We start from the raw sequence: 23205 nt of genomic DNA on the forward strand, positions 1-23205 counted from the left end.
ACCTGAATAGCACGCTGCTTCATTAATGCAGACATACGTAAACCGTTACGTGCGTATTCCATAAACATCAGGAATGTTGCGCCGTAAGGAACAAAACCTTTATGCAGTGCCATACCATTAATGATTGCTGACATAGCAAACTCACGTACACCGTAATGCAGGTAGTTACCAGATGCATCATCAGCTGTAATGGCTTTAGTACCAGACCACATAGTTAAGTTAGACGGAGCTAAATCCGCAGAGCCGCCAAGTAGTTCCGGCAGCATAGGTGCAAATGCTTCGATACAGTTTTGTGATGCTTTACGTGTTGCGATATTTGCTGAATCAGCTTGTAAATCAGCAATGTACTGAGTTGATTTTTCAGCCCAGTCGCTTGGCATTTCACTGTTAATACGGCGCTTGTATTCAGATGCTAACTCAGGGAAAGCAGATGCATAAGCGGCAAATTTCTCATCCCAAGATGTTTCAGCAGCCTGACCGCCTTTTTTATTATCCCAGTCAGCGTAAATATCAGCAGGAATTTCAAAATCACCGTAGTTCCAGCCTAATGCTTTACGTGTTGCAAGAATTTCATCTGCGCCTAATGGAGCACCGTGACAGTCATGCGTGCCCTGCTTATTAGGTGAACCAAAGCCGATAGTTGTTTTACAACAGATAATCGTTGGTTTAGTTGTTTCAGCTTTAGCTGCGGTAATTGCAGCTTTAATTTCTTCGCTGTTATGGCCGTCAACAGCAATAACATGCCAGCCGTATGCTTTGAAACGTGCCGGAGTATCATCAGTGAACCAGCCTTCAACTTCACCGTCGATAGAGATGCCGTTGTCATCCCAGAATGCAATCAGTTTACCAAGACCTAGAGTACCCGCTAAAGAACAAGCTTCGTGCGAAATACCTTCCATCAGACAGCCGTCGCCTAAGAAAGTATAAGTATGGTGATCAACAATATCGTGACCTTCACGGTTGAACTGCGCAGCTAAAGATTTTTCAGCAATCGCCATACCAACAGCGTTAGTAACACCTTGCCCTAGAGGACCGGTTGTTGTTTCTACACCTGGTGTGTAGTCATATTCCGGGTGACCCGGTGTTTTAGAATGCAGCTGACGGAAAGATTTAAGATCGTCAATTGACAGCTCGTAACCCGATAAATGTAATAGAGAATAGATCAGCATTGAACCGTGTCCGTTAGACAGAACAAAGCGGTCGCGATCTGCCCACTGCGGGTTAGTAGGGTTATGCTTTAAGAAATCACGCCATAGGACTTCAGCGATATCAGCCATGCCCATTGGTGCGCCTGGGTGACCTGAATTGGCTTTTTGAACGGCATCCATACTTAAGGCTCGAATTGCGTTAGCTAGCTCTTGACGAGAAGGCATCTGTATCTCCTGATTTGGTTTAGTTACGTATTAACAGCGGGTATTAAGTGCGCGAGATTATCCCAAATGAACAGGGGCAGATGCAATGAAAAAATTGCAAATACATCACATATTTTTACAAATATAAGCTCATTTTCCAGCTAACAGCTAAACTAGCTCTTTGTTCAGCAGATAGTGTCCTATCTTTAGCGTAAGACTCCTTAAAAATAAAAAATCATGAGCCATCCGCAATACACAGTCACTAAATTATTACCCTTGGTGTTATTAAGCACCTGTTTCAGTATGGCCAGTGTTTACGGCTTCCGCTTAATTGTACTTAACCCTGTTTATCCGGATATGCACAGTTTAAGCAGCGAACTGCTGCCTCCGCTGTCAGGTGCCGTGTTATTAATCATTCTTTTTTACCTGTTTGCTAAGCATCTAAAATCCGGCCTGCCGCATGTTGTTTTAGAGTTTCATATCGGCCTGGGGAGACTGCCTTTTTTAAATCTTCTTTTCCAATTTCTAAGTGCCAGTGTCGCTTTAGTGACCGGCTTTGCTATCGGAGCAATTGGTCCGGCAGTGCATATCGGTGCAGCTAGTTCAAATCTGGTCGGACAGTTTTTCATGGTTCGTTCCCACACACTGCGGGTATTAACAGCCTGCGGTGCGGCTGTCGGCATCACAGTTATGCTTGATACACCATTTATGGCGATATTATTTACCTATGAAACAATCATTCGTCAGTTTAGATGGCGGACTTTACTGCTGGTCACAGCGGCCACACTGTTTGCACAGTGGTCTGCACACCAGCTGGGCATTTACGCCTTTATTATTACAGTAGTGCCTTTTTCTCTTTCTTTATTACTGCTGGCAAAAATGCTGCTGTTTGGTGCGCTCTGCGGCCTGCTTTCCTCTTCATTTTTAAACTGCATCGATCTCTTAACCCGGAAAATCCGCGGCAGCTACTGGCAGAAACTACTGCTGGCCGGACTCATAACCGCAATATTCTCCTGGTTCTCCCCGGAAACTATCGGACTGGGCTATGGATTATTAAAAGATCTGTTTTATGAACCGCAGACACTCACACTTATCACACTCTGGCTGATTATTCGTTTTATCAGCTCAGCTGCAGTCATCGCCTTAGCGGTACCAGGGGGGGCGCTGGGGCCAAGCCTTATTTTAGGGGCTTTATGCGGTGCTCTGTTCTGCAAATTATTTGCAGTAAACGATAGTCAGCTTTTTATTATTGTCGGTATGGGGGCACTGTTAGGCGCTGTATTGCATGTACCGCTGGCGGGTATTTTATTTGTTTTGGAAAGCACTAATGACTTAAACCTGTTACTGCCTTGCTTAGCAGCCGGTTACAGCGCTTATTTTATCCACCAGCATTTTAGTAAACAGAACAGTTTAATCGAGTTATTATTAGTCCGGCAGAATGTTATTCTGCGCAGCGGTTCCTTAAAGAAAAAGCGGCTAACGTCGCCCCTTTAAAAGCAGCGGTTAACTCTGCTGCTCTGCATAACCTGTTTCTTTATTCGGTCCGAACACAAAAACAATGCCTTTATCCAGCAGAATCTGCGAGGTTTTATCAAAAAAACTGACCGCTTCTTCACTTGGCATATGTTTTAAAATCAACTCAATGGCAATATCAAAACCCTCTGCATCCGGCAGCGCTTTAATTAACTCTCCTGATTCAATAAAAAACAGATAAGTGTTTATCTTCTCCTGCAGAGTATAAAGATGTACATTTTGATCATCCCAGGCCAGCGCATCAATAATACTTAAAAATACACGGCGCGCTTGTTTTTCCAAACCGATAGCATCAATACTATCTGTATCAATTACACTCATTTTTTCCCTTATAATATATTGAAAGCAAATAAACCGGCAGAGCTTTGGCTGCGCCCTGATAATTATTCATGCGGATGTACAATTCGCCAGTCAGTGAAACCGCCCTCAATACTGTAGACATCTAAATATCCCTGATCACAAAGATACTGCGCAACACCTTTACTGCTGTTGCCATGATAACAGATTACAAATATAGGGGTATTTACATCTACTTCCTTCATAAACTTAGCCACACTGGCATTAGTCAGATGAAAAGATCCTTCAACATGATCTGCCTTGAATGATTTATCATCACGAATATCAACTATCTTCACATCTTCATTTAAAGAGCGCTGCTTTGCATCATGTGCATTAATTAAATGGAACGTCGGCATAATATTTCCTTATTAGATATCGCCTTTCCCCCCTCAATTTAGCAAACACATTTGAATTTATGCAACATTTCATTTACGTATTGATAAATATTTAACCGCCGGATGCTGAAATAAAAAGTTAGCACCGAAGCGGACTCTAGGCGTATAATCGCGCGTAGCAGCTGATTAATATTCAGCAATACTCATTTTAATATCGTATCTATTTTAGAGGTGAATGCATGTTTATAGTTACAGGCGGCGCAGGTTTTATCGGAAGTAATATCGTCAAATCACTTAATGAGCGCGGCATTACAGATATTCTGGTTGTTGATGATCTTACTGACGGCACCAAATTTGTAAACTTAGTTGATCTGCAGATTACTGATTACATGGACAAAGATGACTTTATTACGCAGATCGTATCCGGCCAGGATTTTGGTCAGATAGAAGCTGTTTTCCACGAAGGTGCCTGCTCTGCAACCACTGAGTGGGACGGTAAATTCATGATGGAAAATAATTATGAATATTCAAAAGACCTGCTTCATTACTGTATCGAGCGTAATATTCCGTTTCTATACGCCTCTTCTGCAGCCACTTACGGCGGCAATGATACTTTTAAAGAAGAGCTTAAATATGAAAAACCGTTAAATGTCTACGGCTACTCCAAATTTCAGTTTGACCAGTACGTACGTGGTATCTGGAAGGATGCTGAAGAGCATGGCGAAAAACTGCCGCAGATTGTCGGCTTCCGTTACTTCAATGTTTACGGGCCGCGCGAGCAGCACAAAGGAAGCATGGCAAGTGTTGCTTTCCACCTGAATAATCAGCTTAATGCCGGTGAAAATGCCAAGTTATTTGAAGGTGAACACAAACGTGATTTTGTTTATGTGGGTGATGTCTGTAAAGTAAACCTATGGTTCTTCGATAATAATGTTTCAGGAATTTTTAACCTGGGTACCGGTCAGGCAGAATCATTTCTTGAAGTGGGCAAAGCAGTTGTTGCATACCATCAGAAAGGTGAAATTCAGCGCATCCCCTTCCCGGACCATTTAAAAGGCCGCTACCAGAGCTTCACTGAAGCCGATTTAACTAACCTGCGCGCAGCCGGATATGATGCTGAGTTCAAAACAGTTGCACAGGGCACGGTAGAATATATGGCAATTATTAACAAATAAAGCCGTTACCTTAACCGTTGAAAAAGCAGTAATGAGTTATTACTGCTTTTTTATTTTAATTTCTAAATGAGATAGTTAGATGAATATATTGATGGCGCTTTCGCAGCTTGAAGTAACAGGTGCGGAGGTTTATGCAACAACCGTTGGCAACCAGCTAAGCCGGAGAGGACATCAAATTTTTTATGTCTCAGATACATTAACTAAAAAGCATAACGGCCCTTTTTTTAAACTGCGCTTTAATAAACGCAGTGTGCCGAGACGCTTCTGGCATGTTTTTTACTTAATCTATCTTATTAAAAAACACAATATTCAACTGGTACATGCACACTCCCGCGCCTCAAGCTGGAGCTGCCACCTTGCCTGTAAACTAACCGGCACTCCTATGGTCACGACGGTACACGGGCGCCAGCCTGTACATTCATCAAGTAAAAAATTCCATGCCATGGGCGACAAAGTTATTTGTGTCTGCGAATCGATTCAGCAGCAGATAGTAACTGAACTTGGTGTCGATATGCAGAAAACGGTGGTCAGCCGTAACGGTATTGAATGTAACGATTTTAAGGTACAGGCAGCACCAGATAATAAGAAAAAGATAATCTCTATTATCGGACGGTTAAGCGGTCCTAAAGGTGATGTTTGTTATCAGCTGCTTAATCAGTGTATCGATTTAGATAAATACCAGGTACGCATTATCAGCGGTACACAAGTGGATAAACGTTTTGAACCGTTTAAAAAGCAAGTAGAATTCAGCGGCTACAGTAATGATGTGCAGACTATTATCGCGCAGTCCGATTTAGTTATTGGTGCCGGCCGTGTTGCTATGGAATCCCTGCTTTGCGGGCGCCCTACTTTTGCCATCGGCGAAGCAAGCTCTATTGGTGATGTCACCCAGGATAATATCCAGCAGGCGATGGCCACTAATTTCGGCGATATAGGTAAAAAAGGACTCAATGTAGACTTCTCTCTATTAAAACCGCAGATAGAAAAAGCACTGCAGCAGACAAGCTGCGCACCTGCAGTGACTGAAGTAATTAAACAAAATTATGATTTAGAGAAAATTGTCGATCAGCTTGAAGTGATTTATCAGGACACCTACGTTGAAAAGCGTTCTCAGGAAATCCCAATTATTATGTATCACCGTTTTATTAAAGACGAATCTGAAAAAGGGGTACACGGGACTTATCTTGATATCAAGATGCTGGAAAAACATTTCAAATTATTAAAGCGTTTAAATATCGAAACCTTAACCTTTGCAGATTTAAAAGAAGCAGGCACTGTGTCTAGGCTACAGCCGGGGAAACGTTATGTTATTATCACCGTTGATGACGGTTATAAAGATAACTATGAATTACTGTTACCTCTACTGAAAAAGTATAACTTTAAAGCCGTAGTGTACGCAGTTACCGGTGAATCATTTAACCGCTGGGATGTTGAACAAACAGAGAATCCGGAAAAGTCTGTAGAATTAATGTCAGCAAAGCAGTTAAAAGTATTAAGCGAGTCCGGCTATGTTGAAATCGGCGGGCATACTTTAACTCATCCCAAGCTGGATACTTTATCCTATGAACAGCAGTTCAAAGAGATCAGTGAAAACAAAAAACAACTGGAAGCCATTACCGGTAAACCGTTAATCTCCTTTGCTTATCCCTTTGGCATTCACAATCAAGATTCAAAAGATATCGCAAAAGAATTAGGTTATGATTTTGCACTGGCAACTAACAGCGGTCCGCTGGCCATGCATCAGGATTTATACCAGATCAGGCGTATAGCGATTTTCCCGCGCACCGATGTTTTCGGATTATGGCGCAAGATTCGCGGTAATTATGTATTTAGAAAAGCCAAGTAATATAAATAAAATGAGTGTTTCAGCAAAAGACAAAAGCAGGTTAAGTGATTTATTCTCTTTAAGCGAAGTATTATTACAAGCTAATTTTATCAGTGCTTTTTATACATTTATGCAGGCTCGATTGATGGCTTTAGCTATTAGTTATCAGAAACAGAAGCCAGCACTATGACTCCTATTTTCCCATCTCTGCAGCAGGATACTAAATAATGAAGATATTCATTGTCAGCCCGTCATGGGTCGGTGATATGGTAATGACCCAGTCATTATACATCACTCTAAAAGAACAATACCCAGAGTGCACCATTGATGCATTAGCTCCCAAATGGTGTCTGCCTATCTTAGAAAAAATGCCACAGATAAACAAAGCCATTGAGATGCCTTTAGGACATGGAGACCTTGATTTTAAGCTTCGCTACCAGTTAGGAAAATCATTACGAAATGAAAATTATGATATAGCCTACATTTTGCCTAATTCAGCTAAATCAGCGCTTATCCCATTCTTTGCTAAAATCCCCAAACGAATCGGCTGGAAAGGTGAAATGCGTTATGGTTTATTAAACGACTTACGCAATAATAAAAAATCATTTCAATATATGGTTGAGCGTTATGTATCCCTTGCTTACCCTAAACATGAAATGACAGGCTCAGGCTGTTTGGGAGAGATACATTCTTTACCAAAGCCAAAGCTGGAAATTAATGAGCAGATCAAAAACACCATTTTAGAGAAGTTTAACCTGTCACTAAATTCGCCAATAATCGGCCTTTGTCCCGGCGCCGAATTTGGCCCGGCAAAACGCTGGCCCGAGGAGCACTACGGCACTATTGCTCAGGAGCTCATCAGTTTAGGATATCAAGTATGGTTATTCGGCTCAGCAAAAGACAGAGTGACAACCGACAAAATAGCATCTCTGGTTGATGAAGCGGCTCAAGACAGGATTATTAATCTCGCTGGTGATACCAGTTTAAATGAAGCTGTTGACTTACTGTCCTGCTGCCATACGGTTGTCAGTAATGACTCTGGATTAATGCATGTTGCGGCAGCTGTCGGCTGTAATATTGTAGGTATTTACGGCTCAAGCTCACCTCAATATACACCGCCGTTATCTAAGCATGTTGAAATAGTGCACACCGATATTGAATGCCGCCCCTGCTTTAAAAAAGAATGTCCATATCAGCACCTAAAATGCCTTAAAGATCTAAAGCCAGATACGGTAATGCAGCGTATTCAAAACTTTATCAAAAAAGAGAAAACATAGTGACTAAATATCATATGAAGCATCTATTCATACCGAACAGATGCTCTTATGTTAGTCTTTCCGGAAGCCAAATTTAGTGTAAGCTGAATTTTCCTGCCTTACTTGATCAAATAAAGCCTTGAAGATCTTTAACTGCATCGTTAAAGTTAAATTTACTTGCCATGTGTCATTCCTGTTTTGCTATATTTTACTGAAATGACACAGATTTTTGAAAATCTACCTTATAAAAAACGTTCAGTGTCGTTTGCCGGACGCTTACATATCGACAGCTTTTAGATTGGAGTTTATTTTAGGTATTTATCAATACCGTTTAGTGTGTAAAATTGCTTATTCTTAAGTGATTCAGCAGTAATTTCCTTGTTTTTCTCAGAACCTTGACGGTTGACTTTATGATTAAGATGATAGGTTGGGGTTATGAATTTTACACTTTTCTCTGATTTCCCCATTGCTCTTAATCGGATTGCTAAATCATCATCCTCGGCTCCCGGACCGACCAGGTTTTCATCATAACCGTTTACATCCAACATATCCTGCATTGACAGAGAGAAATTACAGCCGACGATGCTGACATGCCGGTGCTTGGCTCTTTTATGGAGAAGATAACTTCGCAGCCCCAATTCGTAACATTTTACTTTGTCGAGGTGTAAAGGAATGATAGCTAAAAGATAAAGGAAACGGTTTTCAATATAATTTAAGATATCCGGATTCTGTCTAGTCCACTTTGAGAAAAATGGCCCTAGATAAACGCGTCTGCCGGTTAGGATCTTACCTGGCTCTTGCTGTGCTAGATGTGTCTCAACATGACGGCTATGGGGAATGCAGTCACCATCAAGGAAAATAAGGTATTCAGACTCTGCTTTGGCGACAGCTTTATTAACAGCGGACATTTTTCGCCAGCCGTTATCTTCCTGTGTAGTGTGTTTTATCTTTAAAGATGGGAATGGTGTAACTCTCAGATATTCGGCAACTTCGCTACTCTCACCATCTTCAGCAATAATAACCTCAAAGTTTTTTTCTGTTTGTACATTCAAACGTGAGAGAATAGCATTTAAAGCGACAGTATCTTTGTATATTGAAATTATGATTGATGCTTTGCAAAAGGGGATCATTTATTTATCCTTTAGTGATGCCGTATGGCGTGAAATACTGTTGCTGTTCTTGTACTTGACGAAATAAAGACACATTAAATTCAGAACGGGGTAATTCCTTATGATAAAGATGGATTTGGTTGGCCATAAAGAAAATATTATTTATTTGAATATCAGCCTGACGTAGACGAAATTCAATATCACTATCTTCTCCGATTCCAGGGGCTTCATAACGTTCATCAAAACCATTGATCTTTAATATATCTTCTTTATGAGCTGAAAAATTACAGCCAACTAGTCCTTTGTCTTTACGGTTGAGGAATTTTGAAAGTGGAAGCCAAGTGATACGCAGTCCCTTTTCAATATTTTTACCTCGACTTAATGCGTAATCGGCTAAGATCGCCAGCATATGTGACTTGAACAGATTATTAGGGTGAGGCGTATTTTCTTGACGAATAATATCGCTAACCTTTGGTGATAGATCGGCTCTACGCCCATTGAGGCAAACATTTTTTTCTGCATGAGTCAGGTGGTCGACGACAAACTGATCTTGAGGGATACAATCACCATCAATAAAAATTAGGTACTCATTGCTTGCCGCCATAATGGCTTTATTGAGGATCTTGTTTTTCCTAAACCCCTTATCCTCATGCCAAACATGATGAATATCAAAGTTGTAATCTCTGGAAAGCGCCTCTACTTGGGTAACGTTCTCTTCTGCCGAACCATCATCAGCAATAACAACCTCAAAGTTATTTTCATATTGATTATTCAAAGCGGTTAATATCATCTTTAAACTTGTTACATTATTATAAAAAGCAATAATTATGCTGGCTTTAAGCATGAGCTTTCTCCTGCAGGCTTGGTAGGGAAATAGATATAAAATAGAAAAAACAAATGGTTTGATACTCAAGCTGATTAGTATAGAACATACCAATAATGAAAAAGGCAACGATGACACTTAACCCCGAATATTTTATGTTGGGGCTAGCTTTCATAATTTGTCTAGTGATGAGTACTATTAGTACTAAGAACATTAATTCATAGACAATACCAAGTTTATTTGTCGCATCCAGAATACCATTGTGGTTATCGCGAAAAGAAAAGTCAGGATAGTCACTCAGTATATTATCATTTAAACTATTGATATATATACTGTACTCTCTTTCGAAATCAATAAGCCCAGTGCCAAAGAAGAAGGTGGTTGGATTATTTTTCAGGTTATCAACAGCAAATAAATAGCCGGACTCCCACATTTTAATTCGTGCTGAGTTAGATCCATCTGTTGTTGTATTTGCGATACTTGCTATTCTGCCTTCTACGACATTGACTGTTGATGGAAAGATAAACATCAATAGTGGCAATACGATTAATAAAATTGCGGATAACTTCAATAACACATATCGTTTGTAAATGACAAGGTATAATACCGTTACGATGACAGTAGCCAGCATCCCACCTCGTGAGCCACTTAGGATAAGACAGGCATATCCAATGATTATCAATAATAGGTATAGAATTCTTTTCTGTTTTTTCTCCTTGGCATCTAATAGTAGAGGTAATAGAAAGACTAGGAAGTAGGTAAGCATTTCTGACCAGCGACCAAGATCAAAAAAGCTAGTGACTCTTTCTCCATGCCAGGCACCAAGGTGATATGCCTGATAAGCAACATTAACAGCAGCTACCATAAATCCGGCACATACTGAATTTATTGCTAGGCTCTTGTTCTCTGCATCCATGTTGAGTATAAACAGACAAGGAATGACTAATAAAAAAGCAGCTTTACGGGCAAAATAAATCGTATCCGCTAAGTTAGAGGGGTAGACGAGCGTTGACAGCAGACCAATAATATACAACGAAATAGATAAAAGAAAGATCTTGTTATTCGCCATTTGTGTCCAATAATTTTTATCACTAATGAGCTGATAAAAAAAGAGGATAAAGAGCAGTACGACTGATATATTCAGCCCCGCTTTTGACGTAAAGACAGAAAAACCAAAGAAAATAATAATGGCTTTTTCAAGACTCTTGATTTTTATTAGGTGTTTCATTGCTTTTTATGTGCCTTCGTGAGTTTTTCTAGACTGTCAGCATGCATCTCTGCACTAAAGTGAGACTCGTCCTATCTTTTAAACCTTGTGCCAGCAAGCTGAAATCTTTGAATATCATTATCAGCTTGATAATTTGATACAAAATGTCCTTTATGTTGAACGCTGAACATAGAGTATTGATAATCATATCTTCAATTTCCCACCATACCTTGAAAACAATTGATTTGACATTAAATTAATCAACAATATTATTCAGGGAAAGAATATCACAACTATCCATAAGAGTACTTTCTTTGCAGTCCTATTAGCATTTTCCAAAAGCTAACCTTTTCAGAGACATTGTATCCTGAAAAACTCAGATAATCTCGCCTGTAAACTTATTCGTTATATTCTCCCTTTTAAGTCGTAGATAAAATCCATTTAAACAGTAAAATAAAATATATAAAAAACAGGTATACTACTGCTATACAGCTTGAAATGGTTAATTTTTATGTTTTTTATTTACAATCTACTGCTTACTTTAATATCTCCCATATTTATCTACACCTTATATCGACCAAAAGAAGGCAAACCACCCTTCGGGCCACGCTGGAAAGAGCACTTTGGTTTTTCCTCGCCTTTAAACTCAGCTGCCCCACCGGTCTGGATCCACACAGTATCTGTTGGAGAGGTTATTGCGGCTACTCCCCTGATAAAAAAAATCAAAGATGCACATCCCGAGCTGAGTATATTAGTCACCACGACCACCAGCACCGGTGCAGAGCAGGCTGCTAAATTAGGCTCGTTAGTCGAACATAGATATATGCCACTGGATTTTAGCTTTGCAGTAAAACGTTTTATCAAAATAATACAGCCTCAGCAGCTTCTTATTATGGAAACAGAGCTATGGCCGAATACACTTAGTGCGGCGGCAGAAGCCGGCATTCCAATTACTATTGTCAATGCACGATTATCCGAGCGCTCCTGTTCCCGTTACGCCAAAGTACAAGGGGTTTTTAACTTATTATCAAAAGATATTACTCAGATTTTGTGTCAGACAAAAGATGATTCTTTACGTTTTCAAAAATTGGGTATTGAAAGCAGTAGAATCAAAATCACCGGCTCTATCAAGTTTGATATCAGCATCTCAAAGGAAGATATAAATAAAGGCTTTGAACTTAGAAAACAGATCGGCAGTACACGGCCGGTATGGATTGCGGCAAGCACTCACCCGGGTGAAGATGAACAACTCTTCAATGCGCATAAATCATTATTAACTACACAGCCTGAAGCACTGCTTATTCTTGTCCCAAGACACCCAGAACGTTTTACTTCGATGTTTAAGCTAAGTGAAGAAAGCGGCTTTAATACCGTCTGCCGTTCAAATAATGAGCCTGTAGAAAAAGTAACACAGGTTTATCTAGGTGATACAATGGGCGAGATGCTGAGCTTAATTCAAGCTGCCGATATCTGTTTTATGGCGGGCAGTTTAATCGGAGATAAAGTCGGCGGACATAATGTTCTTGAACCCGCCGCACTGGCAAAACCAATATTGACCGGCCCGAGTTATTATAATTTCACCGATATTACCAGGGAGCTTGTTAACAATAAAGCCTGTACAATCTGCGCAGACAGCGGGCAAATAACAGCCCAACTGCAGAAACTATTTAGCGCTCCAGAATTACGAATGCAGCAGGGAGAAGCTGCTGTTCATGTGGTTAACAGCAACAAAGGCGCCATCAAAAAATCGATTGAATTTTTACCCGCCTTTGTTTGAAGAAAAAACACCATTAAGACTGGCTCTGATACCCCTGCATTAAAGTCATCCAGTCTGTTTCCTGCCAGTTTAAAGTGTTGTTAATATTTTTCTCTTTACGAAACGAACGTAACAAACGCTCCAGTGTTTGATGTTTCCAGCCCCCGTTTTTCCGTTGTTCGCATTTATCAAAATCAATTAACCAGACTTTATCTGAATTATCCAGCATAATATTGTGGCTGTTCATATCGCTGTGGTAAATATTATTATCATGAAATAAACGAATTACCCGGCCGATTTCTAACCACTGCAACTCACTGATTACTTGTCGACTTAAAACAGCAACTAAATCCTCTGCACCTTCAATCAGTTCAATAATCAAATCCGCCTGATAAAACAGGGCTTTTTTTGTAATACGGCCGGCATAGGGTAATGGGATAGGTAAACCTAATTGCGACATCTTTTCTAATAAAGAGAACTCTTTATAAGCACGTGTATTTTTCAAACCGCAATACAGGAAATTATCCGGATTAATTCTGCCGATTAAACCGCCGCGATAATAATGGCGTAACACATACTTTTTCTGTTGGTGCTGAAAAAACCAGGTTGTACCGCGTCCGACAGAACTGCCTGTTATCAGATTATTAGCCTGCAGGTAATCATGTTCAAAAAGCGAAGCAGAAAAAGTATCGTCGTTAAAAAAACAGGTTTGTTTGTTTAATTTATTAATTTTCACATTTATGACTTTATTTGGATAAATGAAGGTCTGTTATTTTACATTAGCAATCGTCCTTTGCATAATGTCGCACTTGTTCCTCATATTTTCTTTTAATAGGTTTTTTATGCCCTTATTCACCTCCGCACCTAAATCAATCTGCATTTTGCGCCTTAGTGCAATTGGGGATGTTTGTCATGCAGTTGCCTGTGTGCAGGCAATTCAAAGACAATGGCCGGAAACTAAAATAACCTGGGTAACGGGAAAATTAGAAGCACAGTTACTGCAAAACCTCGCAAATATTGAAGTGATCAGTTTTGATAAGAAATTAGGCTGGAAAGCTTATTTTCAGTTACGAAAACAGTTAAAAAATCATCGCTTTGACGCCCTGCTGCATATGCAGGCGGCTTTACGTTCCAGCCTAGTCAGTTTAATGATTAAAGCTAAGATTAAACTTGGATTTGATAAAGCACGAGCGAAAGATAGTCAGTGGTTGTTTACTAACAAAAAAATCGATACAGCTAAATCATCGCATGTACTGGATGGTTTTATGGCTTTTGCTGAAAAACTTGGTGTACAGGATTTAACGGTAAAATGGGAACTGCAGTTACCGCCAGAAAGTAAACAAAAAGCGGCGCACCTTATTAATAATAAACCGACCTTTATTATCAGCCCGGCAGCCAGTAAAGCTTATAAAAACTGGACAGTTGAGGGTTACAGCGCGGCTGCAAACCATGCGCTCAAGCAGGGGTATCAGGTTTTAATCTGCGGAGCACCAACTGCACTGGAAAAAACATTAGCAGAGCAGATTGTTAATAATACTCAGCAGCAGGCTAAAAACTTAATCGGCCAAACCACCTTGATTGAGCTTGTTGCATTAATCAGACAGGCAGATATTTTACTGGCGCCGGATACCGGCCCTACTCATATGGCAACCATGGTTAATACCCCGGTTATTGGTTTATACGCCCACCACAACCCTAAACGTACCGGCCCCTACACACAGTTAAATCATGTTGTCAGTGTTTATGAGGAGCTGATCACCAGACAGACCGGTAAAACCATTAGTGAGCTTCCATGGCGGGCACGGGTAAAAGATGCAGATGCAATGCAGCTGATATCCATTGAGTCAGTTACCAGAATGTTTGATCAGATAATTACAGAGCAGGAATAGATAAATGTCAGAAAATAAAATCAGCGCGATTATCATCACTAAAAATGAACAAAACAACCTTCCCACATGTTTAGATTCTTTAACCTGGGTTGATGAGATTATTATTGTCGACTCGGGAAGCCGCGATCAGACAGAAAATATTGCTGAAAAGTACGGTGCTAAATTTTACTCTCATACAAACTGGCAGGGTTTTGGTAAACAAAAACAGCTTGCGCAAAATTATGCCAGCAGCAAATGGATTTTAGCCATTGATGCCGACGAAGTTGTTTCACCGCAATTACAGCAGTCAATTCAGCAGCAGATCAGCAAAGCTGATACGAACACTGTTTTCAAAATACAGCGTAAAACCTGGGTCTTCGGGCGCTTTCTAGAGCACTCCGGCTGGGTTGACAAAATCATCCGCGTTTATCCGAAAAATATCGCACGCTATAACGATGCGCTTGTTCACGAAAAAATTGTCACAAATGATAATGTAAAAACAGTTCAATTAGACGGCGATCTTTTTCATTACTCCTACGGTGACATGGAAAATTACTTAGTTAAATCAGCCAGTTACGGAAAAGCCTGGGCAGACGGACGACAAGCAAGAGGAAAAAAATCCAGCCTGACACAAGGTTTTACCCATGCGCTAGGCTGTTTTGTAAAGATGTATCTGTTAAAACGCGGCTTTTTAGACGGTAAACAAGGTTTACTGATTGCTATACTTTCAGCGCACTCTACCTTTATCAAATACGCAGATCTTTGGATTCGCAATAACGATTCAAGAGCAGATAAAAACAACTAGCCCAGCATATATACTGTTACCAGTCGAAATGCATTTTGAATGATAACGGGTATAAAGGGAGCATTTCAGTATGCTCCCATCTAGATTAGTTAAAACTATGGCCTTGTAAGAAAACTGATAACTCTTTCATTACCAGATTAATATCAATCGACTGCATATTCTCCTGACTTTTATCATTACTGGCAGGAATAAAAGCGATATGCCGCCCTTCACCATTTAAAGGTTTCCAGCGAAGCGGTGTCGCGCTGCGTTTAGCCGGGAAGAAACCAGCCGTTAATACATCGGCCGCTCCGGCAATATGCAACGGCCCCGTAGAGCCTGCAATAAACAGATCTGCACAGCTGATTGTCTGACAGAATGAAGTTAAACCTAAAGTAGACTGATACGGATAAGAAGGTATATCTGCTTTTAGTAAATTCTGCAGTTGTCCGGCCTGCTCTTCTTCTCCCGGTCCGGCAGTTAATATAAAGCCGATACCCGAGAACTTTTCATGCAGCAGCTGAATTAACTGCGCATACTGCTGCAGCGACAAGTTATTTGCACTGCCACCGCTGCCCGCATGAATAAAACACAACTTATTAACTGTTGCGGGTAATTTTTCTAACAGTGAGTTTCTTAACTCTTCTTTTAACTGCAGGTCAGTATTTAAAAATGGAGCATCACCTTCTACTGGAGAGATATTCTTTTTTTGCAAAAAGTGGCGAATAAGATCCAGGTTATACTCGGACTCCGGCTTTGCCGACTGTGAACGGCGCTGCTTTAAGCGATCGGTAAATAAAAACTGCGCCCATTTTGTCGCAGGCGCCAGGCGATAGGAAATTCCAGCTTTTCGCCCTAACTGTGCATTACGGGTAGTGGAAAAGAGGCAGATATAATCACTGTAGTTTTCAGCTTTTATCTCTTTTATCAGTCTGCTTTGTTGTGATTTACAGGCATCATCAATAATCACATTATCTATCCACGGACAAAGCTCTGCTAAGGGTTTTGTATAAGCAGGCACTAAAGCATCAATCTGCATATCGGGCATCGACTTTTTAAGCATGGCAAAACTTGGCCATGCCAGCATAAAATCACCGATTTTATCATTGCGTACAACAAGTATTTTAGACATCACTTATTCTATTTCTCCTTAATTAGCTATACATTGTACTGTATTTTTAAGATTCTTGAAATTAGCTGTGAAGACAAGCGCTTTATTGACGACTGCATTACGAATATGTTTGTACATAAAATAAAAGAGACTTAAACTGCATGGTTGATATTCATTAATGAGTGAACATTAGAGTTATTAAATTCAATTGATCGTCATTTAATGAAATTGGCTATTTTAATTCAAAGGTACTCAATGAAGGTCTTAATAATTCGCTCAGGCGCACTTGGTGATACTGTTTTTGCAAGTGCAGCGATATCAGCAATTCAACAAAATTTACCTAAAAGTACGCAGATTAACTGGCTGGGAACACCTTTAGCTCACTCTCTTTTTAAACATGATCCGCGGATTCATGATGTCTATTCAATCAAACATAAAAAAATCCCCACTTTATTCAACTCTGATAAAAAGCGTATCATTTCCGACAGCCAGTCCAGCCCATATGATCTTATTATCAACTTAGAAAACAGCCCGTATTTTTTCTCTTTAATGAAGAAAATAAATGCTCAACATAAAGTTGGACTACCATATACCGAAGGTCCTGTAGAACAAAATAATGAACATGCTGTCCAGGCAATGCTGCGTATTGTTAAATTAGGACTAGGTAAACTCAAATCTAATTGTAATGTTGAACAATCAGCACCAACTTTAACCGGCAGTGATTTTCCTCCTTTACAAAAAAAATTCAATTTAACAAGACCTTATATTGTACTACACCCTGGGAACAGCCATGTAGGGCGTTCAAATCCAATAAACTACCGAGCCTGGCCGTCCAGTCATTGGCAGACTCTAGCTAAAAGCTTAACTGCCCAATACAAAGAAACGCATCAAATTATTTTAATCGGCAGCCCAGAAGAAAAAAACTTAGCTGATGGGATTGAAAAAGAAGCGAACAATAATAACGCACTGAATTTATGTGGAAAAACCACTATTAGTGAACTGATCACACTGATCGAGCATGCCGATTGCGTAATAACAACAGATACCGGTCCATCACATATAGCATCGGCAGTGAATACCCCGGTATTCGCTATTATTGGTCCAAATGATTATCGACAAACAGGGCCCTATGCACATTCAGACAACCAGGTTGAAATAATTTCACTAGCTCTTCCATGCAGCCCATGTTTACCAGACGGCAGTATTAAACAATGTACAAATAATATCTGCATGCAGAAACTACAACCTGAACTAGTCATGCAGAAAATAAGCAGACAGCTCGATGAGTCTAAATAGAAATTTTATTTACAATAAGCATTAAGACTCACATACAAAAAAGCAGCTGATAAACAGCTGCTTTTTTATGCCAGCAATAAATTATTTGTTAATAACTTATTTCCAGGCTTTCCACGCATTGATCAGACCGTTTGTTGAACTGTCATGGCTTGCTACCGCTTCATCATTAGTTAGCTCAGGTAAGATTTGACCAGCAAGCTGCTTACCAAGTTCAACGCCCCACTGATCGAAGCTGAAAATGTTCCAGATAATGCCCTGAGCAAAGATTTTCTGTTCATACATAGCAACCATCTGACCTAATGTTTTCGGCGTGATTTTATTAACTAAAATCGAGTTAGTTGGTTTATTACCAGCAAACACTTTAAACGCTACTAAAGCCTCCATCTCTTCTGCTGTTTTACCAACAGCAGTGAACTCAGCTTCAACCTGCTCTTTGCTTTTACCAAATGCTAACGCTTCAGTCTGTGCAAAGAAGTTAGACAGCAGTTTAGCATGGTGATCGCCGGCTGGATTATGACTTACAGCAGGTGCGATAAAGTCACAAGGGATCAGTTTAGTACCCTGGTGAATCAGCTGGTAAAACGCATGCTGACCATTTGTTCCCGGCTCACCCCAGATAATTGGACCAGTCTGGTAGTCAACTAGATCGCCGTTACGGTCTACACATTTACCGTTTGATTCCATATTGCCCTGCTGGAAATATGCAGGGAAACGGTGCATATACTGATCATAAGGTAAAATAGCTTCTGACTCTGCGCCGTAAAAGTTGTTATACCAGATACCGATAACCGCTAAAATAACAGGGATGTTATCGGCAAATTCAGTTTCCGCAAAATGTTTATCCATTTCGTGCGCACCTTCAAGCAGCGCTTCAAAGTTATCGTAACCAACAGTTAGTGCAATTGATAAACCAATAGCAGACCAGATTGAATAACGGCCGCCTACCCAGTCCCAGAATTCAAACATGTTTTCTACATCGATACCAAACTCAGCAACTGATTCGGCATTGGTTGATAAAGCAGCAAAGTGTTTTGCAACATGCGCTTGATCTTGTGCAAAATTCAGGAACCAGTCACGCGCGCTATGAGCGTTAGTCATTGTTTCCTGTGTAGTGAATGTTTTTGATGCGATTAAGAACAACGTAGTTTCAGGATCAACTTTAGCTAACGTTTCAACAACATGTGTACCGTCAACATTAGAAACAAAGTGTGTTTCAATGCCTTCAACTTTATAAGCACCTAATGCTTCAGTCACCATGTACGGGCCAAGATCTGAACCACCGATACCGATATTCACGATATCTGTAATACGTTTACCAGTGTAACCTTTCCATTCACCCGAATGTACTTTGGCACAGAATGCTTTCATCTGTTCCTGTACTTTATTAATTTTCGGCATAACATCTTCGCCGTCAACCATCACCGGAGTATTACTGCGGTTACGCAATGCACTATGTAATACCGCACGGTTTTCAGTAACATTAATCGTTTCACCGGCAAACTGCGCTTTAATTGCACCTTTTAAATCAACTTGTTCTGCTAACTGTAGAAGCTTATCGAAAATTTCTTGAGTAATTAAATTTTTAGAAAAATCGATTAACAGATCATCATTAAATGAGCGAGAGAACTGCTTAAAACGCTCCGGGTTACTGCTGAAAAGTGTAGATAATTCCATATCAGCATGAGTATCAAACAAAGCCTGTAGTTCAGACCAGGCTGCAGTTTGCGTAGGATTGATATTTTTTAGCATAGATAGTTTCCAGAAGGTAAGGTTTAAAATACTAAATTGTTATATTTTATAAACAATAACGGACTTAACAAACGGATGTTAGCCCGCTTTAAAAGAGCTGTGATCGTTCGCAAAATTTTATTTTTTATTAAAGGAATTCTAAAGTAAAGTCAGCAATTCTACCGTAACAAAAAGTAACATAAACAAATTTTACACAATCACTTGTTTGCCGAATAAGATTAATGATCCTATTTTCAACAAAATCAGGTATTATCTCCGCTCTCATTTTTACCACAAACAAAGAGAAAACCATGAGTAATGCATTAGAAAATACCACACATTTTGGCTTTAAAACCGTAGAAGAAGATAAAAAAGCAGATTTAGTTGCCGAAGTTTTTCACTCTGTAGCGGCTAAATATGATGTGATGAATGATGTATTGTCTATGGGTATTCACCGAATCTGGAAGCGCTTTACGATTGACTGTTCAGGTATTCGTAAAGGCCAGAAAGCACTGGACCTTGCCGGCGGTACCGGTGATTTAACCGCAAAATTCTCTCGCGTAGTGGGTAAAACCGGTCATGTTGTTTTGGCCGACATCAACGATTCAATGCTTAAAGTAGGCCGCAGCAAGCTCCGCGATATGGGCATCGCCGGCAACGTCGATTACGTCCAGGCAAATGCTGAAGAACTGCCTTTTCCAGATAATCACTTTGATTTAGTAACCATTGCTTTTGGTTTACGTAATGTCACCGATAAAGATAAAGCCTTAGCCTCTATTTATCGTGTTTTAAAACCCGGCGGGCGTTTATTAGTATTAGAGTTTTCAAAACCTCTTTATCAGCCGGTGAGTAAATTTTACGACTTTTACTCATTTAACATTCTGCCTAAACTGGGCAAGATCATTGCAAATGACAGCGAAAGTTATCAGTATCTGGCTGAAAGTATCCGCATGCACCCTTGTCAGGACACATTAAAAGGGATGATGGATAATGTCGGTTTTGAAGGGACAGAATACTTCAACCTCAGCGCCGGCATTGTGGCGTTACACCGTGGTTATAAATACTAATTAACCATTAATTAAATAGAGAAAATTATGCCATTAGACAACCTGCTTTGCGGCTTACTTGAAAGCGGAGTGAATAAACTACATCAGCTGGATACAAGTGCACAACAAAGACGTAAACAACTTGACGGTCTGATTATTAGTGTGACCTTAAAAGAAATTAACAAACCACTCTATTTTGTAATCAGTACACAGCAGATTGATATTCTGGCCAAATATGAAGGCCAGTCGGACTGCTTTATCCGTCTAAATATCTCAGCTTTAAAAGAGCTGCAGAATAATCATCAGCTCACTCGTCTGATCAAAACAGAACAGCTTGAAATTGATGGTGATATCCAGATAGTACAGCAGTTTGCACAGCTGCTGACTGAAATGGAGATTGACTGGGAAGAGCAGCTTTCAGCAAAAATCGGCGATGTATTAGCCCATAAGTTCTGCTATCACCTTAAGCAGTGCCACAAAGGTACTGTCAAACAGCTCCATAAAATTGAAAAACACAGCGCAGAGTACATTACAGAAGAGCTAAGACTTGCACCGGGCCCATTAGAGGTGATGTACTTCTGTGAACAGGTAAATGATCTGCACAAACAAACTCAAGCATTAGAAAAACGAATTGAGCAGCGCTTCAGCAGCTGACTCTAAAAGCATTTTAAGCACCTTTATAAGTTCACGCGGAACATCTAATGATAAAATTAAAAGAACTATCCCGCTTATATCAAATAAATAAAACCGTTATAGAATACGGGTTAATTGAACTGCTGCCTAAAGAGCACATTCCCTTATCTTACCGTTTGATGCGCCTGACGCTTTTCTGGTTAAAAAACAAACACAAAAATACAGATCTGGCACAGCGTTTACGCCTAAGTTTACAGTCACTGGGGCCGATTTATATTAAACTGGGGCAGATGTTATCAACCCGCCGCGATCTTCTTCCGCCGGTTTATGCGGATCAGCTTGCTCATCTGCAGGACAATGTGCCGGCATTTTGCGGTGAGCTGGCCATAAAACAAATTGAGAAGTCATTTAACCGCCCCGTTAAAGCGCTTTTTGATAACTTTGATAAAACCGCCCTTGCCTCAGCCTCAATTGCACAAGTTCATACAGCAACATTAAAAGAAGACGGCCGTGAAGTTGTCATAAAAGTCACTCGACCGGGTATTGAAAAAACTATTTATGCCGATCTGCAGCTGATGAAATGGCTGGCGGCACTGATGCAGCGTTTCTTAAAAGATGCTGAACGACTGCGCCCGGTTGAAGTTGTACAGGAATATGAAAAAACCATTATTGACGAACTAGATCTGATGCGCGAAGGTGCCAATGCAATTCAGCTGAGACGCAATTTTTTAAACTCTAAAGTACTCTACGTTCCGGAAATATACCCTGATTACTGCACAAAAAATGCGTTAGTCATGGAACGTATCTACGGTATTCCCGTTTCTGATATCGAGTCGCTGAAAGCACAGAATACCAATCTAAAACTGCTTGCAGAACGCGGTGTAGAAGCCTTTTTCACCCAGGTTTTCCGCGATAGCTTTTTTCATGCAGATATGCACCCGGGAAACGTATTTGTCTCCTATGAACACCCGGAAGATCCGCTGTGGATAGGCATCGACTGCGGCATTGTCGGTACACTCAATAATGAAGATAAACGTTACCTTGCTGAAAACTTCTTAGCCTTTTTTAACCGCGATTACCGCCAGGTTGCGCAGCTGCATGTCGACTCAGGCTGGGTTCCGCCGGAAACCCCCGTCGAAGAGTTTGAATTTGCAATCCGTGCCGTTTGTGAGCCTATTTTTGAAAAACCACTTTCAGAAATCTCCTTTGCCCAGGTTCTAATCAACCTGTTTAATACCGCACGCCGATATAATATGAAAGTGCAGCCTCAGTTAGTCTTATTACAAAAAACCCTGCTTTATATCGAAGGTTTAGGGCGTCAGTTATATCCGCAGCTCGACTTGTGGGATACCGCAAAACCGTTTTTAGAAAACTGGATGAAAGAGCAGGTCAGCCCTAAAACATTAATGAAAAAAATGCAGCAGAAAGCCCCGTTCTGGTTAGAAAAACTGCCGGAGCTGCCGGAGCTGGTTTATCACAACTTGTCGCAGTCTAAAAAACAACAGCAGCAGTTGAGCTTGTTAACAGAATCAATTAATAGACAGCAGCGCAATAACAGTAAAAGTTATTTTTATATTGGCGCAGGTTTCACTTTCAGTATAATTTCTGCGCTGGCATATATGAAACCAGATCAAGATTTAGCTTTATTCTTTGCAGTACCGGCATTTTTTTCCTGGTTACTGGCATGGAACCATACCAATAAGGGCTAAACTTTGTTATAAAACGTTACAAGCTTTTAACCGTTTAATAAAATAATAGAAAGAGAAGGAAATAAATTATGGGTGGTATCAGTATCTGGCAGCTGGTCATTATTGCAGTGATCGTAGTTCTACTTTTTGGTACGAAAAAATTACGCGGCATTGGCGGTGATTTAGGCGGCGCAATAAAAGGCTTTAAAAAAGCGATGAAAGATGAAGAGTCTACTCCTCCAAGCGTTGATGACAAATCAGAAAAAAGCGCAGCAGACGAACAGAAGCTCAACGAAAAAACTAAACACAAAGATCAAGCATAGCCTTGAGCTAAAAGGTTT

General features: G+C 40.3%; 21 protein-coding genes. 12 read left to right on the forward strand and 9 right to left on the reverse strand.

The window, feature by feature from the left end:
- The coding region (tkt, locus tag G337_RS0113205) for a transketolase (RefSeq protein WP_028864310.1) at positions 1 to 1373 on the reverse strand (1373 nt) is incomplete at its 3' end.
- 216 nt (positions 1374 to 1589) lie between these two features.
- On the opposite strand from tkt, the gene G337_RS0113210 reads away from it, so the two are divergent.
- On the forward strand, positions 1590 to 2846 hold the full coding sequence (locus G337_RS0113210; RefSeq protein ID WP_084605383.1) for a chloride channel protein: 1257 nt from the start codon (positions 1590 to 1592) through the stop codon (positions 2844 to 2846).
- Positions 2847 to 2855: 9 nt separating this feature from the next.
- On the opposite strand, the gene G337_RS0113215 is transcribed toward G337_RS0113210, so the two are convergent.
- Together G337_RS0113215 and glpE are read right to left on the reverse strand one after the other, a co-directional pair.
- Complete coding sequence (locus G337_RS0113215; RefSeq protein WP_028864312.1) at positions 2856 to 3206, reverse strand: DUF6572 domain-containing protein; 351 nt, start codon at positions 3204 to 3206, stop codon at positions 2856 to 2858.
- Between the two features lie 62 nt (positions 3207 to 3268).
- Positions 3269 to 3580 (reverse strand): thiosulfate sulfurtransferase GlpE, encoded by a 312-nt coding sequence (gene glpE / locus G337_RS0113220; RefSeq protein WP_028864313.1) that lies wholly within the window; start codon positions 3578 to 3580, stop codon positions 3269 to 3271.
- A 218-nt stretch (positions 3581 to 3798) separates the two neighbouring features.
- Between glpE and rfaD the strand changes: the two genes are divergently transcribed.
- The 3 genes from rfaD to waaF all read left to right on the forward strand — a co-directional run bounded on the left by rfaD (position 3799) and on the right by waaF (position 7836).
- Positions 3799 to 4734 carry an ADP-glyceromanno-heptose 6-epimerase gene (gene rfaD, locus G337_RS0113225; protein ID WP_028864314.1) on the forward strand — a complete coding sequence of 312 codons (936 nt, stop codon included), beginning with the start codon at positions 3799 to 3801 and terminating at the stop codon, positions 4732 to 4734.
- A 79-nt stretch (positions 4735 to 4813) separates the two neighbouring features.
- A complete protein-coding gene (locus tag G337_RS0113230) occupies positions 4814 to 6580 on the forward strand; it encodes a bifunctional glycosyltransferase family 4 protein/polysaccharide deacetylase (RefSeq protein ID WP_028864315.1) in 1767 nt (588 codons plus the stop codon).
- A 206-nt stretch (positions 6581 to 6786) separates the two neighbouring features.
- On the forward strand, positions 6787 to 7836 hold the full coding sequence (gene waaF, locus G337_RS0113240) for a lipopolysaccharide heptosyltransferase II (RefSeq protein WP_028864317.1): 1050 nt from the start codon (positions 6787 to 6789) through the stop codon (positions 7834 to 7836).
- A gap of 284 nt (positions 7837 to 8120) precedes the next feature.
- On the opposite strand, the gene G337_RS0113245 is transcribed toward waaF, so the two are convergent.
- From G337_RS0113245 to G337_RS0113255, 3 genes are read right to left on the reverse strand one after another with little or no spacing between them, the layout of a single operon-like run.
- Positions 8121 to 8945 carry a glycosyltransferase gene (locus G337_RS0113245; RefSeq protein WP_037027483.1) on the reverse strand — a complete coding sequence of 275 codons (825 nt, stop codon included), beginning with the start codon at positions 8943 to 8945 and terminating at the stop codon, positions 8121 to 8123.
- 4 nt (positions 8946 to 8949) lie between these two features.
- A complete protein-coding gene (locus tag G337_RS0113250) occupies positions 8950 to 9768 on the reverse strand; it encodes a glycosyltransferase (protein WP_028864319.1) in 819 nt (272 codons plus the stop codon).
- A complete protein-coding gene (locus G337_RS0113255) occupies positions 9761 to 10975 on the reverse strand; it encodes an O-antigen ligase family protein (protein ID WP_028864320.1) in 1215 nt (404 codons plus the stop codon). Before G337_RS0113255 ends, G337_RS0113250 begins: the two co-directional genes overlap by 8 nt.
- A gap of 490 nt (positions 10976 to 11465) precedes the next feature.
- Here G337_RS0113255 and waaA point away from each other — a divergent pair, with 490 nt between their 5' ends.
- The gene (gene waaA / locus G337_RS0113260; RefSeq protein WP_211235808.1) at positions 11466 to 12731 is read left to right on the forward strand and encodes a lipid IV(A) 3-deoxy-D-manno-octulosonic acid transferase; all 1266 of its coding nucleotides are present in this window, start codon (positions 11466 to 11468) and stop codon (positions 12729 to 12731) included.
- Positions 12732 to 12744: 13 nt separating this feature from the next.
- Here waaA and G337_RS0113265 read toward each other — a convergent pair whose 3' ends face one another.
- The gene (locus G337_RS0113265) at positions 12745 to 13446 is read right to left on the reverse strand and encodes a 3-deoxy-D-manno-octulosonic acid kinase (RefSeq protein WP_028864322.1); all 702 of its coding nucleotides are present in this window, start codon (positions 13444 to 13446) and stop codon (positions 12745 to 12747) included.
- Positions 13447 to 13552: 106 nt separating this feature from the next.
- Here G337_RS0113265 and G337_RS0113270 point away from each other — a divergent pair, with 106 nt between their 5' ends.
- Positions 13553 to 14599, forward strand: a complete 1047-nt coding sequence (locus tag G337_RS0113270) for a glycosyltransferase family 9 protein (protein WP_028864323.1) — start codon at positions 13553 to 13555, stop codon at positions 14597 to 14599.
- Between the two features lie 4 nt (positions 14600 to 14603).
- A complete protein-coding gene (locus G337_RS0113275) occupies positions 14604 to 15383 on the forward strand; it encodes a glycosyltransferase family 2 protein (protein WP_028864324.1) in 780 nt (259 codons plus the stop codon).
- 85 nt (positions 15384 to 15468) lie between these two features.
- Here the strand turns inward: G337_RS0113275 and G337_RS0113280 are convergent, their stop codons facing one another.
- Positions 15469 to 16494: a glycosyltransferase family 9 protein gene (locus tag G337_RS0113280; protein WP_028864325.1), complete on the reverse strand. Its 1026-nt coding sequence runs from the start codon at positions 16492 to 16494 to the stop codon at positions 15469 to 15471.
- Between the two features lie 234 nt (positions 16495 to 16728).
- Here G337_RS0113280 and G337_RS0113285 point away from each other — a divergent pair, with 234 nt between their 5' ends.
- Complete coding sequence (locus G337_RS0113285; protein WP_028864326.1) at positions 16729 to 17769, forward strand: glycosyltransferase family 9 protein; 1041 nt, start codon at positions 16729 to 16731, stop codon at positions 17767 to 17769.
- Positions 17770 to 17865: 96 nt separating this feature from the next.
- On the opposite strand, the gene pgi is transcribed toward G337_RS0113285, so the two are convergent.
- Positions 17866 to 19518 (reverse strand): glucose-6-phosphate isomerase, encoded by a 1653-nt coding sequence (gene pgi / locus G337_RS0113290; protein WP_028864327.1) that lies wholly within the window; start codon positions 19516 to 19518, stop codon positions 17866 to 17868.
- A 290-nt stretch (positions 19519 to 19808) separates the two neighbouring features.
- Here pgi and ubiE point away from each other — a divergent pair, with 290 nt between their 5' ends.
- The 4 genes from ubiE to tatA all read left to right on the forward strand — a co-directional run bounded on the left by ubiE (position 19809) and on the right by tatA (position 23187).
- Positions 19809 to 20564: a bifunctional demethylmenaquinone methyltransferase/2-methoxy-6-polyprenyl-1,4-benzoquinol methylase UbiE gene (gene ubiE, locus G337_RS0113300; protein WP_019615992.1), complete on the forward strand. Its 756-nt coding sequence runs from the start codon at positions 19809 to 19811 to the stop codon at positions 20562 to 20564.
- A gap of 27 nt (positions 20565 to 20591) precedes the next feature.
- Entirely contained in the window at positions 20592 to 21197 is a 606-nt protein-coding gene (locus G337_RS0113305) for a ubiquinone biosynthesis accessory factor UbiJ (protein ID WP_028864328.1), read from the forward strand.
- Between the two features lie 47 nt (positions 21198 to 21244).
- Positions 21245 to 22885: a ubiquinone biosynthesis regulatory protein kinase UbiB gene (gene ubiB, locus G337_RS0113310; RefSeq protein WP_037027486.1), complete on the forward strand. Its 1641-nt coding sequence runs from the start codon at positions 21245 to 21247 to the stop codon at positions 22883 to 22885.
- A gap of 68 nt (positions 22886 to 22953) precedes the next feature.
- On the forward strand, positions 22954 to 23187 hold the full coding sequence (tatA, locus tag G337_RS0113315) for a Sec-independent protein translocase subunit TatA (protein WP_028864330.1): 234 nt from the start codon (positions 22954 to 22956) through the stop codon (positions 23185 to 23187).
- The last annotated feature ends 18 nt before the right edge of the window (positions 23188 to 23205 follow it).

The sequence above is a fragment of the Psychromonas aquimarina ATCC BAA-1526 genome (assembly GCF_000428725.1).
GTDB lineage: Bacteria > Pseudomonadota > Gammaproteobacteria > Enterobacterales > Psychromonadaceae > Psychromonas > Psychromonas aquimarina.